The organism is Thermoanaerobacter mathranii subsp. mathranii str. A3, assembly GCF_000092965.1.
GTDB lineage: Bacteria > Bacillota > Thermoanaerobacteria > Thermoanaerobacterales > Thermoanaerobacteraceae > Thermoanaerobacter > Thermoanaerobacter thermocopriae.
The window spans coordinates 1,570,668-1,586,714 of sequence record NC_014209.1 but is presented as its reverse complement, the minus strand read 5'-3'; the positions used below and the strand labels follow the sequence as shown (position 1 = coordinate 1,586,714).

The window sequence follows — 16,047 nt, the reverse complement described above, 5'->3', positions numbered from 1 at the left end:
ACATGTGTATTGCAGTTCCAGCAAAAGTGTTAAAAATTGAAGGAAAAATTGCAGAAACAGAGTTAGGCGGGGTTATAAGAAGGGTGTCGATAGAGATGGTGCCAGAGGTTAAAGTGGGAGATTATGTGATGGTTCATGCGGGCCTTGCCATAAGTATTGTGAATAAAGAAGAAGCAGAAGTGGAAAGAGAGCTGTGGGAAGAGCTTATGGAGGTTTTACAAGATGCAACAAACGGAAATGATTAAAAAAGCTAAAGAAATAATCGATGTTTTTAACCCAGGAGTGCAATTTAATATAATGGAAGTTTGTGGTTCTCACACAATGGCTATTTCAAAATTCGGTCTAAGGCAGATTTTGCCTAAAAACATAAGACTTATATCAGGCCCAGGATGCCCAGTGTGTGTAACAGCCCAGAACGAAATAGATAGTATAATAGAACTTTCTAATAAAAATGTAGTAATTGCTACTTTTGGTGACCTAATAAGGGTGCCAGGAAGTAAATCATCATTACAGCAACAAAGGGCAGCAGGCAAAGAGATAAAAGTGTTTTATTCACCTCTTGATGCTTTAAAATACGCTGAGGAAAATACGACTAAAGAGGTAGTTTTTATAGGAATAGGATTTGAAACGACCATTCCCACAGTTGCCGTTACTATAAAGGAGGCAAAGGAGAAAAATATAAAAAACTACAGTGTGTACTGTCTTCATAAGACAATGCCTGAAACTTTAAGAGCACTTCTTGAAGGAGGTTCAAACGTACAAGGTTTTTTACTTCCAGGACATGTAAGTGCAATAACGGGAAGCAAGATATATGAGTTTATTCCGAAAGAATTCGGAGTTAGTGGTGTAATTTCTGGCTTTGAAGCAATGGATATTTTAATGAGCATTATAATGCTTCTTAAAAATTACAAAAATTCCTCAATAGAAATTCAGTACAAGAGAGTTGTAAGAAAAGAGGGAAATATTAAAGCACAGAAGATAATCGAAGAAATTTTTGAACCTTGTGACAGCACTTGGAGAGGTCTTGGAAAGATCAAAGGTTCAGGACTTAGGATAAAAGACAAGTATAAAGACTTTGATGCGGCGGTAAAATTTGATATAAAACCAATTGGAGGAGAAATCGAGATAAAAGGCTGTAGATGTGGAGATGTTTTAAAAGGGAGTATTTATCCTAATGAGTGCCCTTTGTTTGGAAAGGCGTGCACTCCTGAAAATCCTGTGGGACCTTGTATGGTCTCTTCAGAGGGTTCTTGTGCAGCTTTTTACAAATATGGGGCGTAAGAAAGGATGAGAAGGATGGATAAAGTTTTGCTGTCCCACGGTGGCGGAGGGACTATGATGGAAAGTTTAATTGAAGAAGTTTTTTCAAAGGCCTTTGACAATGAGTACATAAAAGGGATGGAAGATGCGGCGCTACTTTTTGAGAATATTACTTTTACCACTGACAGCTTCATAGTAAAACCTATTTTCTTCCCCGGTGGAGACATAGGAAGACTTGCAGTGTGTGGGACAGTAAATGACGCGTCTATGAGAGGAGCCAAGCCTTTATATTTAACTTCTGCCTTTATAATTGAAGAGGGTTATCCTATGGAAGATTTAAAAAGAATAGTAAAGTCTATGGCTGAGACAGCAGAAGAAGCAGGTGTTAAAATAGTTGCTGGAGATACCAAAGTCGTAGAAAAAGGCGGTGTTGATGGAGTATTTATAACCACTTCTGGAATAGGTGTGGTATATGAAAATGTAGATGTGTCAATTAAAAATGCAAAACCGGGGGATGTAGTATTGGTTTCAGGGACAATAGGCGATCATGGAATGGCTATTATGAGTGCTAGAGAAGAGTTACAATTTGATCCTCCAATTTTATCTGATGTTTCACCACTTAATAAATTGATAGAAAAGCTTATGACTTTAGGAAAAGCTGTAAAGGTGTTAAGAGATCCTACAAGAGGCGGAGTTGCGGAAGTGCTTTATGAAATATCAAAAATGAGCGGCGTTGGTATTAAAATATACGAAGATAAATTGCCTGTCAAAGATAGTGTAAAATATGCTTGTGACATGATGGGTTTTGACTTTTTGCACTTAGCAAATGAAGGGAAGTTAATTGCCGTTATTGACAGGAAATATGCGGAGGAAGCTTTAGAAATAATGAAGTCAGATAAATATGGGAAGGATGCGGCAATAATAGGAGAAGTAAATGATTCAAAGCTTGTTACACTCAATACGATTTACGGTACTTCAAGGATTGTTGACAGGCCAATAGGAGAGCTCCTCCCAAGAATATGTTAAGGCTAAACTTTGTCAACAAACTGAGGGATAGCTTTTAGCTATCCCTATTTTTGTGCATAAAATTCAATTATTTTCACTATTACATCTACGGCTTTTTCCATTACATAGGTTGGTATAAATTCATATTTGCCGTGGAAGTTATGTCCTCCTGTAAAATAAATTAGGTGTTGGTAGTCCCATATAGCTTTGCAAATATTATTTGTCTTTGGGTACTTGGATAACTTGAGGAACTTTCATCCGATGCTGTATGATATTTTACGTATTCCAAAAATCTTTCTACTACTTTTGACATATAGTTTCACTTAAAATTTTTCCCAGTGCAAAACTTCAGATAAAGCTTTTTTACTTTTTGGTTGTGGCTCTTCTGCAGGATATCCTAATGATATTATGGAAATCATTCTTAAGTTGTCAGGAATGTTGAGATAGTTATTTATTTCTTCTTCATAGGTTCTGTTATATCCCGCAACCCAGCAGGAAGCTATACCGTAAGCAGTAGCTGCCAGTAATATATTTTCTGTTGCTGCTGACCCGTCCTCTAAATGATGTCTGTTATTTTTATCACAATAGACAATAATGCAAGCTGCTGCATCTTTAATAAATTTACCATAAGTAGCTTTTTCGGCTATAAATTTAAGTCTTTCTTTGTCTGTTATAACAACGAAATGCCAGGGCTGTGCGTTATTTCCACTGGGAGCAAGTCTTGCACAGTCTATTATATCTTCTAATATTTCTTTTGGAATGGGTTTGTCTATGTATTTTCTTATACTTCTTCTTTTCTTTAAAGCCTCTAATGCATCCATAAGTTTTACACCTCCTAGATATATTATATCCCATAAAGAAAAAATATCAAAAAGATTGACAAAAATTTATTACTGTATAAAAATAAAGCCAAGTAAACTTATACATACTTTTGAAAAACTTGAACAACATAGATTTATGGTATAAAATAAGTATGTAAATAAGGAATGGAGGTTTACATATGAAGAAATTGATAGGTTTTGATTATTCAAAAGCTCTACAATTTGTAAGTCAAAAAGAAATTGAATATATGGAAAAGCATGCAAAATTATCTCTTGATATGGTGCTTAGTAAAAATGCTCAAGGGAATGACTTCTTAGGATGGGTAAGTCTTCCCAAAGACTATGATAAAGCAGAGTTTGAACGCATTAAAAAAGCGGCACAAAAAATTCAGTCAGATTCTGACGTATTAGTAGTAATAGGTATAGGTGGCTCTTATTTAGGGGCAAGAGCGGCAATTGAAATGCTTTCTCATTCCTTCTATAATTTGTTGCCAAAAAGTAAGAGGAACACTCCGGAGATTTATTTTGCTGGAAACAGCATAAGCTCTACATATTTAAGCGATTTACTTGAACTTATAATGGACAAAGATGTATCAATAAATGTAATTTCTAAATCGGGTACTACCACAGAGCCTGCGATAGCTTTTAGGGTTTTTAGAGATTTCCTTGAGAAAAAATACGGAAAAGAATGGGCTAAATCGAGAATATATGTGACAACAGATAGAGCGAAAGGAGCTTTAAAAAAATTAGCTGATGAAGAAGGATATGAAACATTTGTGATTCCTGACGATGTTGGAGGAAGATACTCAGTTTTGACAGCTGTAGGTCTTTTACCAATAGCAGTAGCAGGCATTAGCATAGACGATATGATGCAGGGAGCTTATGATGCTTCAACGGTCTATACCAAAGACAACCTTAATGAAAATATAAGCATGCAGTATGCAATTTTAAGGAATATTTTATACAGAAAAGGCAAAGCTATAGAAATACTTGTAAATTATGAGCCAAAGCTTCACTATTTTTCTGAGTGGTGGAAACAGCTTTTTGGAGAGAGTGAAGGCAAAGACAATAAAGGAATTTATCCTGCTTCAGTAGATTTTACGACAGATTTGCATTCAATGGGTCAGTTTATACAAGAGGGAAGTAGGAATATTTTTGAAACAGTTTTAAATGTTGAGAAGCCTACGAAAGATATAGTTATAAATGAGGATAAGGATAATATAGATGGACTTAACTTTTTGGCGGGTAAAACTATAGATTTTGTCAATAAAAAAGCTTTTGAAGGGACCTTGCTGGCTCATACAGATGGAAATGTTCCTAACCTTGTAGTAAATATCCCTGAAGTATCTCCATATTATTTTGGAAATTTGGTATATTTCTTTGAAATGGCTTGTGCTATAAGTGGATATATAAATGGTGTTAATCCATTTGACCAACCAGGAGTAGAGGCTTACAAAAAAAATATGTTTGCACTTTTAGGGAAACCAGGATATGAAAAAGAAAAAGAATTGCTAGAAAAAAGATTGGGAAAATAAATTAAAGGCCGGGCATTTGCGCGGCCTTTTTAAATAGGAGTTGACTTATTTTTTTGTGTACATTAGATCGTAGTATTCTTTTAACATTCTATTAGCTGAGAAAGCTTCATAAGTCGTCCTTATGCTTTCTCTCATCATGCTTTCCCATTTCGCTTTATCGTTATAATAGGTTGGCACTACTTTATTTAAAAGGACGTCATACAGTGCTTCAAGGTCGTGTTTGTCTAATTCTTCTATATTATCAGACTCAAAGCCATCTCCAAATTGCCAGCCATTTACTCCGTCTATACAAGCTTCTGGCCACCATCCATCTAAAATACTTAAATTTAACACTCCGTTCATAGCGGCTTTCATGCCTGACGTACCGCTGGCCTCCATTGGTCTTCTTGGATTGTTTAACCATACATCAGCGCCTCGTGTGAGCATCTTTCCTATAGTCATATCATAATCTTCTAAGAATACTACGCTTTCAGGATATTTCTTTGTCATTTCTATTAATTTTGCAACAATTTTTTTACCCACATCATCTAATGGATGACCTTTTCCAGAAAACACCATTTGAATTTTTTTAGACCTTAGATAATCACCTATAACTTCGTCATTTGTAAATATGAGGTCACTTCTCTTATAAGGAGCAGCTCTCCTTGAAAAACCTATCAAAAGCTTGTCAGCGTCTAATTTAACTCCTGTCCTTTGATATACAAAATCAATTAATTCTTGTTTTAAAATATTATGAGTTTCTAAAAGTCCTTCACCTTTGTTGTAGGCTTCTATTATCCTTTTATCTACCCAAGTATTTCTATCGATTCCATTAGTTATGGAAATTATAGGGGCCTTATTGTCAACATGTTGCCACATTTTGTTTGCAGTTTGACCGTGAAGTTTTGAGACACCGTTTGCAATGCGAGAAAGTCTAAGTCCTGCTACAGTCATATTAAAGGGAATGCCACCAATTTGGGCCATTTGCTCAATTGAAAGGCCATTGTTTGCTCCCATGTACATAAGAAGTTCTAGATCGTGAGATTCGTTTCCTTCTTTAACAGGGGTATGAGTTGTAAATACTACTTCTTCTCTTGTGGCTTTCCACGCCTCTTCAAAACTCATATTTTGATTTTCCATTTTCTCTCTTATAAGCTCAATGGCTGCTAATACTGCATGCCCTTCGTTAAAATGATAAACATCTACATCAATTCCCAAAGCTCTTAAAGCTCTTACTCCCCCAATGCCTAACACCATTTCCTGTGCAACTCTTTCTTCACCAAACCATCCATAAAGTTGACCCGTTATCCATCTGTCTCCATTTTCTGGTATATCTGTGTCAAGCAAATACAGAGGAGCATTGTCAAAGCTGTCTACCAACCATACTTTACAGTATACATCCCTATTTCTTATTTTTACTTTTACCTTTACTCCTGTGTCCTTTAAAAAGTCATATTTACGTGTGTAATTGCGATAGGCATCATAAGGATAGCCGTCTTCACCTATATGTTGTTCTGTATAACCTTGTTTCCACAGTATGCCTATTCCTACTAAAGGCATACCTAATTCTTTTGCGGCTTTTAGATGGTCTCCTGCTAAGATTCCAAGACCACCAGCATATAGTTTAAAATCTGATTGTAAGCCGTATTCCATGCAGAAATAGGCTACTCTTGGTAATTTTTCGTTATTCATATTAAACCTCCTCATTTTCCAAGTGTTAAGTATATTATAATATTAAAAAATCTATTATGCAAGGGTTTGCACAAAGATTAAAAAAGAAAAGAGTGTTGAATTTGCTCTAATAATTTCTGTCTCAAAGTGCAGGCCATTCAGTAAATGCCATAATATAAATAATTGCCAGTGTTGTAAAAAGAATTTTTAAGTTCATTTGAAAGCATAAAAAATTTTCGTATTGACAGGGGAATTAAACCATAGTATCATATAGCTTAAATAGTTTAACAATTTAATACTTTAAAATCTCTTATCAAGAGTGGTGGAGGGACTGGCCCGATGAAACCCGGCAACCGGCATTTTATATGCGTCTTGGTGCCAATTCCAGCAGCGTTTCGCTGAAAGATGAGAGAGTTTTGGTGTCTCTTCTTTTGGCGAAGAGACTTTTTTATTTTTAAAAATGGAGGCGATGTAGATGTTGAAAAATGAAAATTTGTGTAATAAACTTAAGAAAAGGAAGTTTGTTGTGACAGCAGAAATTTCTACGCCGAAAGGGGTAGATGTAACGAAAACTATTGAGAAGGCGAGAAAATTAAAGGGTATTGTAGATGCCTTAAATATAACAGATTCTCCTATGGCGAATATGCGAATGAGTCCCATAGCGGTAGCTCACCTCTTGCAAGACCATTTAAGCATTGAAGCTATTTTTCATTTGACCTGTAGGGACAGAAATCTAATTGGACTACAGTCAGAACTTCTTGGAGCTTATGCATTAGGGGTGAGAAATATATTGGCATTGACGGGAGATGACCCCTCCCATGGTGATACTCCTCAAGCTAAAGGGGTATATGATGTAGATTCTATTGGGCTTTTAAAAATTATCAGTGCTTTTAATAAAGGCTATGATTATAATGGCAATAAATTAGATTCACCAACAGAATTTTGTGCAGGCACTACTGCTAATCCAAATGATTTAAGAGATGAGGCGATAGAGAAGCTTAAAGTTAAGATAGAAGCAGGGGCAGAGTTTATTCAAACACAACCGGTTTATGATGAAGAGATTTTATTTAAGTTTATTGAAAAGATTAAAGATCTCAATGTACCACTTTTGGTAGGTATATTGCCTCTTAAAAGCTTTAAAATGGCAGTTAATTTAAATGAAAAAGTGCCAGGTATAGATATTCCAGAAAAAGTTTTAGAAAGGCTAAAAGATGGAGGAAAAGAAGAGGGAATAAACATAGCTGTAGAGTTTATAAAAAATGTACGCAGTGAAGTTGCAGGAATTCACATTATGCCTTTGGGAAATACAGATGTAGTGTTAGAGATAATTTCTAGAATTGATGATTTGGCTTGTGAGGTTATACAAAATAAAGTTCAGATGAATTGAAATGGAGGTTAAAAATGTTAGACATTTTTAAAGAACTTTCAAATAGAGTGATTGTTTTTGATGGAGCAATGGGGACACAACTTCAAGAGAGGGGTTTAAAAAGTGGAGAGTGTCCCGAATATATGAATATAACCCATCCAGAAGTAGTATTTGATATCCACAGGTCCTATATAGAAGCAGGAGCGGATGTGATTGAGACAAATACCTTTGGCGCTAACAGGATAAAATTAGCAAAATATGGACTGGAAAATGAGGTTTTCAATATTGTCACTCAGGCTGTCAAAATTGCCAAAGAAGCTTCCAAAGATAAACCTGTGGCACTTTCTATAGGACCTATTGGAGAACTTTTGACCCCTTATGGAGACATGACTTTTGACGAAGCTTATGATGTTTTTAAAGAAGTAGTTATAGCTGCAGAAAGAGCGGGAGCAGATATTGTTTTAATTGAAACAATGTCAGATATGCTGGAGGCAAAAGCTGCCATTCTTGCTGCTAAAGAGAATTCCAACATGAAAGTGATCTGCACAATGACTTTTCAAGAAGATGGAAGGACTCTCATGGGGTCAGATCCTATAACTGTAGTAGTTAGTTTACAAGGGTTAGGATTAGATGCCATTGGTGTTAACTGTTCTACTGGTCCCGATAAAATGATAAATGTGGTTGAAAAAATGTCTCAAGTTTCTCGCATACCTATTATTGCACAACCTAATGCAGGTATGCCTGTGATTAGAGACGGCAAAACAGTTTATGACTTAAAACCAGAAGAATTTGCTAGTTTCTTTCCTTCTCTTGTTGAAAAAGGTGCCTCTATAGTTGGTGGTTGCTGTGGTACTACTCCTCACTATATAAAACTTGTTAAAGAGGCTGTAAAAGATTTGAAACCAAAAGTCAAAGTAAACAAATTTACAGCAGTAGCTTCTAATACAAAAACAGTTTTCATAGGTGACGATTATCCTTTAAGGATTATAGGGGAGCGTATAAATCCGACTGGGAAAAAGAAGTTGAGTGAGGCTTTTTTGGCGGGAGATGTAAGTTTAGCAGTAGAGGAAGCTATAAAGCAGCAGAAATGCGGAGCGGAAATATTGGATATAAATGTAGGAGTTCCTGGGGTAAACGAAGAAGAATTACTTCCAAAAGTAGTTTCTGAAATACAAAATGTGGTAGACATTCCTCTTCAAATAGATAGCACTAATATTAAAGCTGTAGAAAAAGCTATAAGAATTTTAAGAGGTAGACCCATAATCAACTCTGTAAGTTCAAAAGAGGAAAGTTTAAAAGAAGTGCTTCCTATTGTTAAAAAATATGGAGCTTGTGTTGTAGGACTTACTGTAGGAGATAAAGGGCTTCCCAAAGATAGGCATGAAAGAATTGAAAATGCGAAAAAAATTATAAAAAAAGCGGAAGAGTATGGCATACCCAAAGAGGACATATTGATAGATTGCATTGTACTGACGGTTTCTTCTGAGCAGGAAGCTGCAATTGAGACTTTAGAAGCGATAAAACTGGCTAAAGAAGAGTTAGGAGTAAATACTGTTGTGGGACTTAGCAATGTTTCCTTTGGTTTACCTGAGAGGAAATTGATAAACTCTGCTTTTTTAGCGATGGCAGCGTCATACGGCCTCACTACTGCTATTATAAATCCCTGCGATGAGACTATGATGGATACTTTAAGAGCTACAATGGTTTTACTAAATAAAGATAAAGGCAGTGTAAATTATCTGAATATATATGGGAAAAAGCAAAAAGAGGAGCTCAGAGAAAAAGAACAACACAAAATTCAGGAAGAAGATTTAAAGTCAAAGTTCTATATACAAATTTTGGAAGGTAAAAAGTCAGGAGTAGAAGATATAGTAAAAAATATTTTAGAGGAGGAAGTTCAGCCTCTTTCTATAGTGGATAACATAATAATTCCTGCCCTAAAAGAAGTGGGGGATAGATACGAAAAGGGCGTGTATTTCTTGCCACAACTTTTAAGTTCTGCTGAAGTGGTGCAAAGTGCTTTTAAGATAATAAAAGAAAAGCTTCCAAAGGGTGCAGTATCTAAAGGCAAAATAATACTTGCTACAGTTGAAGGAGATGTGCACGACATAGGAAAAAATATAGTAAAGGTTTTGCTTGAAAACTATGGATATGATGTAATTGACTTAGGAAAAGATGTCAAAGGAGAAGTGATATTAGAGGAAGTAAAGCGAACAGGGGCACCGTTAGTAGGCCTAAGTGCTTTGATGACGACAACTTTATTTAACATGGAAAAAATTATTAAACTACTTAAAGCAAATACTGATGTGAAAATAATGGTCGGCGGTGCTGTTTTGACTGAGGAATATGCCTATAAGATTGGAGCAGATTATTACGGGAAAACAGCTCAAGATGCAGTTAAAATTGCTGATAAGTTTTTCTTAAAAAATGCTCTTTTATGTAAAACTTGTGGTATTTAAAGGTGGTGTAGAGGTGTCAGTAGAAGCGGTGAAAGAGTTTTTTAAAGAGAAAGGATATGATATTGAAATAAAAATTTTTGAAGATACAAGCACTGTGGAAAAAGCAGCTAAATCTTTAGGGGTAACTCCTGGGGAAATAGCAAAGTCTATGCTTTTTAGATTAAAAGATAAATATATTATGATTATAACAGCAGGAGATAGAAAAATAGACAATAAAAAATTTAAAGATACTTTTAAAACAAAAGCAAAAATGGCATCCCCAGAGGAAGTGTTAGAAGTTACAGGGCATCCTGTTGGTGGCGTTTGTCCTTATGGACTGAAAAATCCGGTTGAAGTATATTATGATGTGTCTTTAAAAAATTATGAGGTAGTATATCCTGCTGCTGGCGACATAAACGCTGCTGCTATCATAAAAGTCGAAGACCTCGATAAAATAGTAGAAGGAAAATGGGTAGATGTATGCCAATAGACATACATCTACCTTTTTAAAAGAATTTTTTGCTTTCCATATATTCTGTTACTTGTACTAAAGTCTCTCCAAATCTTTGAAAGTGTACAATCTCTCTTTCTCTCAAAAACCTTAAAGTATCTTTTACGCAAGGGTCATCCGTTAGATTTATTAAATGTTCATAAGTTGCTCTTGCTTTTTCTTCGGCTGCCATATCTTCGTGTAAATCAGCGATTGCATCTCCTTTTGCCTGGATATAGGCGGCGGTCCACAGCATTCCAGTTGTATCTGCGTAAAACAAGCCTCTGTCGTGTTCTGTGTAATATTCTCCCAATCCCTCTTTCTTTAATATTTCTACTGGTACTCCCTTTAAAAGCTTGAAAACAAGAGTTGCTATTATTTCAAGATGTGCTAGTTCTTCTGTAGCGATATCTGTCAAAACCGCTTTTGCTTTTCCTGTAGGCATAACAAATCGCTGAGTTTGGTATCTTAAAGCAGCTGCCAGCTCCCCGTCAGGACCTCCGTATTGGGCGATGAGGTATTTTGCCATTTTTACATCTGGTTTGCAGACTTTGGCAGGATATTGCAGTTTCTTTTCATAAACCCACATATCAAAGTCCTCCTCAATATTCTATTTCCCAAGGCCAAGGGTCGTCTACCCATTTCCAGGGATATTGACTTTGCGAATGACCAAAAACCATCAAAGGCCCGTAAAATTGTTCATATTGTTGTTTCAACATAGCCAATTGGTTGGAATAATAGTTATAGTCTTGAAGAGCTTTTTGGTCCTCGGGATGAGTGTCTAAATATAGATTCAAATCTATACAGGTAAACTCTATTTCCATGATTTTTTTAAGCAAGGATATTTGATTTCCATCCATTTTATCACCTCATTTTTTCGCCTGCGTAAGGCATATCAAGTTCAGGAAAGATGGTCCCCTTTTTAATGGCTTCTTCTGGAGGATAAAGGGATACATATTTTTGCAAAGGCACGTAAGCACGTGCAAGTTTTAGATGTGGAAAAGTATAATCTTGCTCATAAGGATTATAATCGTACATTTTTTAAACCTCCCAAATCGGTTGATTTACTAATATAATATTCTTATATATCTGTTTGTGATACAGCAAAAAGGTTTTTTGCTTTAAAAAGTCTCCTGCTTTTATGCTTGAATGCAGACTTTTTAATATGTCTTTGCGAAGTTATTTTATTTTTGCTAAAAACATTTTAGTTAATTATTTAGAATTATTGAGTAGGATAAGGTATAATCTAAATAGCAAAGGAGGAATGGTACAGTGAAAAAAAATGATATTATAACAGTTGAGATAAAAGAGATGGAGTTTGGTGGATTTGGAATAGGCTATTACGATGGGAAAAGGGTAAAAATAAAAGGAGCTTTTTTAGGACAAAAAATAAAAGCGAAAATTAAAAAGATAAAAAAAGAGATACTAGAAGCGGAAACGGTAGAAATAGTAGAAAATTCACCCTTGGAAAAAGAGAGCCTTTGTCCGCTTTTTGGAGATTGTGGCGGTTGTACTTATCAAAATGTTGATTATTTAGAACAACTCAAAATAAAAGAAAACATTGTAAAAAAGCTTCTTGAAAAAGAAGGAATAAAAGATTATAAATTTTTAGGGATTGTAAAAAGTCCTAAAGAGCATGGTTATAGGAATAAAATGGAATACACTTTTGGAAAAGATAAAGAGGGCAATGCGGCGTTAGGACTTCATAGAAAAGGTCGATTTTATGAGGTAATCATGACGGATAAATGTAATATTGTTGATGGTGATTTTATTAAGGCTTTAACTCTCACTTTTGAGTATGCGATAAATAAGAGATTGCCTTTTTATGACAAAAAGACTCATGAAGGTTTTTTGAGACATTTGGTGGTTCGGAAAGCTTCAAAATCAAGGGAAATTTTGTTGAATATTGTGACAACAACACAGTTGAAACATGACTTTACAGAGCTTATCGAAATATATAAAAATGCGAATTTTGGAAGTCATCTTGTGGGTGTACTGCATACTCAAAATGATTCTTGGTCGGATGCTGTGGTATGTGAAAGATTAGAAGTGTTATATGGAAGAGATTATCTAATAGAAGAGATTTTGGATTTAAAATTTAAAATAAGTGCATTTTCTTTTTTTCAGACCAATTCATACGGGGCAGAAAAACTTTATGAGACGGTAAGGGAATTTGCTGGAGATGTATCTGACAAAATAGTTTTTGATTTATATTCTGGTACAGGGACCATAGGCATAATTATGGCTCCAATGGCTAAAAAGGTGATTGGGATAGAACTTGTGGAAGAAGCAGTTATGTCGGCGAGAGAAAATGCCAAACTCAATGGACTTAAAAATTGCACTTTTATTGCTGGGGATGTCTCACAAAAACTAAAAGAAATCAAAGAACAGCCTGATGTAGTGATTGTAGACCCTCCGAGGTCTGGCATCAACCCAAAAGCTCTTGAGGATATTGTGAAGTTTAATCCTCAAAAAGTAGTTTATGTTTCTTGTAATCCTGAATCTCTTGCAAGAGATTTAAAAGTTTTTAGTGAAGGAGGATATAAAGTAGATAAAGTAAAATGTGTAGACATGTTTCCTTATACTTATCATGTTGAGACGGTAGTGTTAATGGAGAGAAAGTAAAAATGAGAGTGTGAGCCGCTTGGCCAATCAGAATAAACAACAGGCAAAAGAAAAAATCACTGCGGTATTAATAGGAGAAATATACGATATGCTAAGAAAACTGTCGACTTTGAAATAGATGTCATAGTAAAAGAATTGATGAAGCAGGTTTTATTAAAGATGGTATACCATTTTTATAAAATTTACAATGGATTTCCAAATAACGGTGTATAATTATATGGTAATTATTTCAAAGGTGTGGTATACTAAATATTAGAAAATAAAGAGGGGTGAAATTATGCAAAAACATGTTGAATTTACTTATAACGGAAAAACATTAAGAGGTATGATGCACCTACCTCACGGTATTCACGGAAAAGTCCCTATGGTGGCTATTTTCCACGGTTTTACTGGCAATAAAATGGAGCCTCACTTTATTTTTGTAAAGCTTTCACGTCAGTTGGAAAAAGTAGGTATAGCCAGTGTGAGATTTGATTTTTACGGATCTGGAGAAAGCGATGGAGATTTTAGCGAAATGACTTTTAGTGGGGAGCTAGAAGATGCAAGGCAAATAATAAAATTTATAAAAAATGAACCTATGACGGATGTAGAGAATATAGGTATTTTAGGGCTTAGTATGGGAGGAGCAGTGGCCGGAGTCATTGCAAGTGAGTTAAAGGAGGAAATAAAGGCTTTGGTTCTTTGGGCTCCTGCTTTTAACATGCCGGAATTGATTTTAGAGCAAAGTAAAAATGCTGACGAAAAAATGCGAGAAATTCTTGAAAGAGAGGGGATAATTGACATCGGCGGCTTAGCTTTGAGTAAAGAATTTATAGACGACTTGACAAAACTAAATATATTTGAACTTTCCAAAGGGTATGATAAGCCAGTTTTGATAGTTCATGGCACAGAAGATGCAGCGGTAAAATATGAGGTATCAGATAAAATACTTGAAGAAGTGTATAGAGGCAATGCAAAGCGAATTACCATTGAAGGTGCAGATCACACTTTCAATAAGTTGGAATGGGAGAAAAAGGCTATAGAAGAGTCTGTTAATTTCTTTAAAGAAAATTTAAAGGGATAGCAAGTGCTATCCTTTAAGTTTTTATATATTTTTTAAAGATTTGATATAGTTAAAACATACTAAAATAGTGGGTCTTAAATTGGAAGTTAAATAGCTATGGAAAAAGAAAACAAATTTTATGATACGAAAATTTTTATAGATTTGTTGAGGGTTTTTTGACAAACAAAGGACAGCCTAAACCTAAAAAAAGAGTGAAATTGAACAAGGACTTTGTGGAAAGAATTATGCTGGCAGTGACACAAATGAATAGATGTCCTTACTGTAGTTACTTTCATACTAAAGAGGCTTTAATAGCTAGTGTGTCTAATGAGGAGGTAAAAAAATTGTTGAATGGTGAGTTTGGTGATGTGCCTGATGATCAATTAGCTGCTATAATCTTTGCTGAACACTATGCAGAGAGAGCAGGAAATTTTGATGAAGAGGCATATAAAAGCTGCATTAATTAATCAACTTTTTAAAAGAAAAGCATATTGCCATTAATGATAAAAATTGAGTTGTAAAATAGGGGTGGGAAAAATGTATGGAATTGTTTTAGAGGGCGGAGGTGCAAGGGGGGCATATCAGATAGGAGCTTACAAAGCTTTGGCTGAAGAAGGTATAGAAGTAAGAGGGGTAGCAGGGACTTCTGTTGGAGCTTTGAATGGTGCTATTATTGTACAAGGCAATTTTGAAAAAGCATATGAACTGTGGCATGATATTTCCTATTCTAAAGTCATAAAGGCTAATGATGAGGAAATTGAGAGGTTTAAAAAAGGAAAATGGAGAAGAGAGGATATTTTTTTAGTTACGCAGTTGCTAAAGGAAATTATTGAGGAAGGGGGGCTTAATATAACTCCTCTTAAGAATTTGCTAAAAGAGGTTATAGACGAAAATAAGATAAGAAATTCGGGAAAAGATTTTGCGATTGTTACTGTTTCTTTAAGTGATTTTAAGCCTATTGAACTATATATTGAAGACATACCTTATGGGAAACTTGTGGATTATTTGATGGCAAGTGCTTATTTACCTGTCTTTAAAAGAGAGAAAATTGATGGAAAAAGTTATCTGGATGGAGGAGTATACAACAATCTTCCAGCTGATTTACTAATAAAAAAAGGCTATAAAGATTTGATAATCATAAGGACTGGCAGTTTTGGCATAGTGAAAAAAATTGATTTTAGAGGTTTAAATACATTAGTTATTTCTCCAAAGGAAGATTTAGGAGGGATTTTGGATTTTGATAAAAACGTCGTAAGGGATAACCTTAAATTAGGATACTTTGATGGTTTAAAGGCTTTAAAAGGACTAAAGGGAGATAAGTATTATATCGAGCCGAAAGGGGATAAGGAATATTTTATCCGCTACCTTATGAATTTAGAGGAAAGAAGAATTGAAAATTTAAAGGATATCTTTAGAGTAAATAAAGAAATTCCAGCAAAGAGAGCTTTGTTTGAAGTTATTATCCCTAAATTGTGCTCCTTATTGGATTTGAAAGTTGATGCCGATTACGATGAAATATTTTTGACTCTTTTAGAAAACCTGGCGGAGATTTATGAAATAGAGAGATTTAGGGTTTATACCTACGAAAAGCTAATTAGCGCTGTAAGGGAGAAAATTAATTGTGACAAAGAAGCTGTTGAGGAAGATAAAGAAGAAATAAAAGAAATAATAGAAAGGGTAATTAAAAAGATAGATGTGCTTTCTATATTTACTAAAAATGAAGTTATGAAGGAAGTCGGGAAAGTTATTTTTGGCTAACTTACTGTAATACTGCTTAATTGGAGGACAGATAAAATAGAGATAGAGAGGTTGATA

At 35.0% G+C, this 16,047-nt stretch carries 16 protein-coding genes, 1 pseudogene and 1 riboswitch; of the genes and pseudogenes, 11 read left to right on the top strand and 6 right to left on the bottom strand.

The window, feature by feature from the left end; translation table 11 throughout:
* Nucleotides 1-2 precede the first annotated feature (2 nt).
* Genes TMATH_RS08035 through hypE form a run of 3 tightly spaced genes read left to right on the top strand, consistent with a single transcriptional unit; the run spans nt 3 to nt 2,286 of the window.
* On the top strand, nt 3-245 hold the full coding sequence (locus TMATH_RS08035; RefSeq protein ID WP_013150570.1) for a HypC/HybG/HupF family hydrogenase formation chaperone: 243 nt from the start codon (nt 3-5) through the stop codon (nt 243-245).
* On the top strand, nt 223-1,281 hold the full coding sequence (hypD, locus tag TMATH_RS08030; RefSeq protein WP_013150569.1) for a hydrogenase formation protein HypD: 1,059 nt from the start codon (nt 223-225) through the stop codon (nt 1,279-1,281). The genes TMATH_RS08035 and hypD overlap by 23 nt, the downstream gene beginning before the upstream one ends.
* 15 nt (nt 1,282-1,296) lie before the next feature.
* A complete protein-coding gene (gene hypE, locus TMATH_RS08025) occupies nt 1,297-2,286 on the top strand; it encodes a hydrogenase expression/formation protein HypE (protein ID WP_013150568.1) in 990 nt (329 codons plus the stop codon).
* A gap of 44 nt (nt 2,287-2,330) precedes the next feature.
* On the opposite strand, the pseudogene TMATH_RS12425 reads toward hypE, so the two are convergent.
* Nucleotides 2,331-2,472: pseudogene (locus TMATH_RS12425) on the bottom strand (peptidase T); the annotation flags it as partial.
* Between the two features lie 116 nt (nt 2,473-2,588).
* Nucleotides 2,589-3,086 (bottom strand): nitroreductase family protein, encoded by a 498-nt coding sequence (locus TMATH_RS08020; protein ID WP_013150567.1) that lies wholly within the window; start codon nt 3,084-3,086, stop codon nt 2,589-2,591.
* A gap of 179 nt (nt 3,087-3,265) precedes the next feature.
* Between TMATH_RS08020 and TMATH_RS08015 the strand changes: the two genes are divergently transcribed.
* Nucleotides 3,266-4,621 carry a glucose-6-phosphate isomerase gene (locus TMATH_RS08015; RefSeq protein ID WP_013150566.1) on the top strand — a complete coding sequence of 452 codons (1,356 nt, stop codon included), beginning with the start codon at nt 3,266-3,268 and terminating at the stop codon, nt 4,619-4,621.
* A 45-nt stretch (nt 4,622-4,666) separates the two neighbouring features.
* Here the strand turns inward: TMATH_RS08015 and glgP are convergent, their stop codons facing one another.
* Nucleotides 4,667-6,292: an alpha-glucan family phosphorylase gene (gene glgP, locus TMATH_RS08010; RefSeq protein ID WP_013150565.1), complete on the bottom strand. Its 1,626-nt coding sequence runs from the start codon at nt 6,290-6,292 to the stop codon at nt 4,667-4,669.
* Between the two features lie 286 nt (nt 6,293-6,578).
* A riboswitch (SAM riboswitch) is annotated at nt 6,579-6,683 on the top strand.
* Nucleotides 6,684-6,746: 63 nt separating this feature from the next.
* On the opposite strand from glgP, the gene TMATH_RS08005 reads away from it, so the two are divergent.
* Genes TMATH_RS08005 through TMATH_RS07995 form a run of 3 tightly spaced genes read left to right on the top strand, consistent with a single transcriptional unit; the run spans nt 6,747 to nt 10,565 of the window.
* Nucleotides 6,747-7,658, top strand: coding sequence for a methylenetetrahydrofolate reductase (locus TMATH_RS08005; RefSeq protein ID WP_013150564.1), 912 nt, complete (start codon nt 6,747-6,749; stop codon nt 7,656-7,658).
* Nucleotides 7,659-7,672: 14 nt separating this feature from the next.
* Entirely contained in the window at nt 7,673-10,096 is a 2,424-nt protein-coding gene (locus tag TMATH_RS08000) for a homocysteine S-methyltransferase family protein (protein ID WP_013150563.1), read from the top strand.
* Entirely contained in the window at nt 10,065-10,565 is a 501-nt protein-coding gene (locus tag TMATH_RS07995; RefSeq protein ID WP_013150562.1) for a YbaK/EbsC family protein, read from the top strand. The genes TMATH_RS08000 and TMATH_RS07995 overlap by 32 nt, the downstream gene beginning before the upstream one ends.
* A gap of 16 nt (nt 10,566-10,581) precedes the next feature.
* On the opposite strand, the gene TMATH_RS07990 is transcribed toward TMATH_RS07995, so the two are convergent.
* The 3 genes from TMATH_RS07990 to TMATH_RS11675 are packed head-to-tail and all read right to left on the bottom strand — an operon-like array spanning nt 10,582 to nt 11,603.
* Nucleotides 10,582-11,154 (bottom strand): manganese catalase family protein, encoded by a 573-nt coding sequence (locus tag TMATH_RS07990; protein WP_012995578.1) that lies wholly within the window; start codon nt 11,152-11,154, stop codon nt 10,582-10,584.
* A gap of 13 nt (nt 11,155-11,167) precedes the next feature.
* Entirely contained in the window at nt 11,168-11,425 is a 258-nt protein-coding gene (locus tag TMATH_RS07985; protein ID WP_012995577.1) for a spore coat protein CotJB, read from the bottom strand.
* Nucleotides 11,426-11,429: 4 nt separating this feature from the next.
* On the bottom strand, nt 11,430-11,603 hold the full coding sequence (locus tag TMATH_RS11675; RefSeq protein WP_012995576.1) for a spore coat associated protein CotJA: 174 nt from the start codon (nt 11,601-11,603) through the stop codon (nt 11,430-11,432).
* Nucleotides 11,604-11,876: 273 nt separating this feature from the next.
* On the opposite strand from TMATH_RS11675, the gene rlmD reads away from it, so the two are divergent.
* The 4 genes from rlmD (at nt 11,877) to TMATH_RS07965 (ending at nt 15,990) form a co-directional block, all read left to right on the top strand.
* The gene (gene rlmD / locus TMATH_RS07980) at nt 11,877-13,190 is read left to right on the top strand and encodes a 23S rRNA (uracil(1939)-C(5))-methyltransferase RlmD (RefSeq protein WP_408643080.1); all 1,314 of its coding nucleotides are present in this window, start codon (nt 11,877-11,879) and stop codon (nt 13,188-13,190) included.
* A 277-nt stretch (nt 13,191-13,467) separates the two neighbouring features.
* Nucleotides 13,468-14,253 carry an alpha/beta hydrolase gene (locus TMATH_RS07975; protein ID WP_013150560.1) on the top strand — a complete coding sequence of 262 codons (786 nt, stop codon included), beginning with the start codon at nt 13,468-13,470 and terminating at the stop codon, nt 14,251-14,253.
* Nucleotides 14,254-14,408: 155 nt separating this feature from the next.
* Complete coding sequence (locus TMATH_RS07970; RefSeq protein WP_054644789.1) at nt 14,409-14,699, top strand: carboxymuconolactone decarboxylase family protein; 291 nt, start codon at nt 14,409-14,411, stop codon at nt 14,697-14,699.
* Nucleotides 14,700-14,769: 70 nt separating this feature from the next.
* Nucleotides 14,770-15,990 (top strand): patatin-like phospholipase family protein, encoded by a 1,221-nt coding sequence (locus TMATH_RS07965; protein ID WP_013150559.1) that lies wholly within the window; start codon nt 14,770-14,772, stop codon nt 15,988-15,990.
* Nucleotides 15,991-16,047: the final 57 nt, after the last annotated feature.

What these genes read in the sequence shown, in the direction of transcription:
- TMATH_RS11675 (WP_012995576.1), bottom strand. Translation starts at nt 11,603, where the DNA reads ATGTACGATTATAATCCTTATGAGCAAGATTATACTTTTCCACATCTA.
- hypE (WP_013150568.1), top strand. Translation starts at nt 1,297, where the DNA reads ATGGATAAAGTTTTGCTGTCCCACGGTGGCGGAGGGACTATGATGGAA.
- TMATH_RS08015 (WP_013150566.1), top strand. Translation starts at nt 3,266, where the DNA reads ATGAAGAAATTGATAGGTTTTGATTATTCAAAAGCTCTACAATTTGTA.
- glgP (WP_013150565.1), bottom strand. Translation starts at nt 6,292, where the DNA reads ATGAATAACGAAAAATTACCAAGAGTAGCCTATTTCTGCATGGAATAC.
- TMATH_RS07965 (WP_013150559.1), top strand. Translation starts at nt 14,770, where the DNA reads ATGTATGGAATTGTTTTAGAGGGCGGAGGTGCAAGGGGGGCATATCAG.
- rlmD (WP_408643080.1), top strand. Translation starts at nt 11,877, where the DNA reads ATGGAGTTTGGTGGATTTGGAATAGGCTATTACGATGGGAAAAGGGTA.
- TMATH_RS08020 (WP_013150567.1), bottom strand. Translation starts at nt 3,086, where the DNA reads ATGGATGCATTAGAGGCTTTAAAGAAAAGAAGAAGTATAAGAAAATAC.
- hypD (WP_013150569.1), top strand. Translation starts at nt 223, where the DNA reads ATGCAACAAACGGAAATGATTAAAAAAGCTAAAGAAATAATCGATGTT.
- TMATH_RS08035 (WP_013150570.1), top strand. Translation starts at nt 3, where the DNA reads ATGTGTATTGCAGTTCCAGCAAAAGTGTTAAAAATTGAAGGAAAAATT.
- TMATH_RS07990 (WP_012995578.1), bottom strand. Translation starts at nt 11,154, where the DNA reads ATGTGGGTTTATGAAAAGAAACTGCAATATCCTGCCAAAGTCTGCAAA.
- TMATH_RS07995 (WP_013150562.1), top strand. Translation starts at nt 10,065, where the DNA reads ATGCTCTTTTATGTAAAACTTGTGGTATTTAAAGGTGGTGTAGAGGTG.
- TMATH_RS08005 (WP_013150564.1), top strand. Translation starts at nt 6,747, where the DNA reads ATGTTGAAAAATGAAAATTTGTGTAATAAACTTAAGAAAAGGAAGTTT.
- TMATH_RS07985 (WP_012995577.1), bottom strand. Translation starts at nt 11,425, where the DNA reads ATGGATGGAAATCAAATATCCTTGCTTAAAAAAATCATGGAAATAGAG.
- TMATH_RS08000 (WP_013150563.1), top strand. Translation starts at nt 7,673, where the DNA reads ATGTTAGACATTTTTAAAGAACTTTCAAATAGAGTGATTGTTTTTGAT.
- TMATH_RS07975 (WP_013150560.1), top strand. Translation starts at nt 13,468, where the DNA reads ATGCAAAAACATGTTGAATTTACTTATAACGGAAAAACATTAAGAGGT.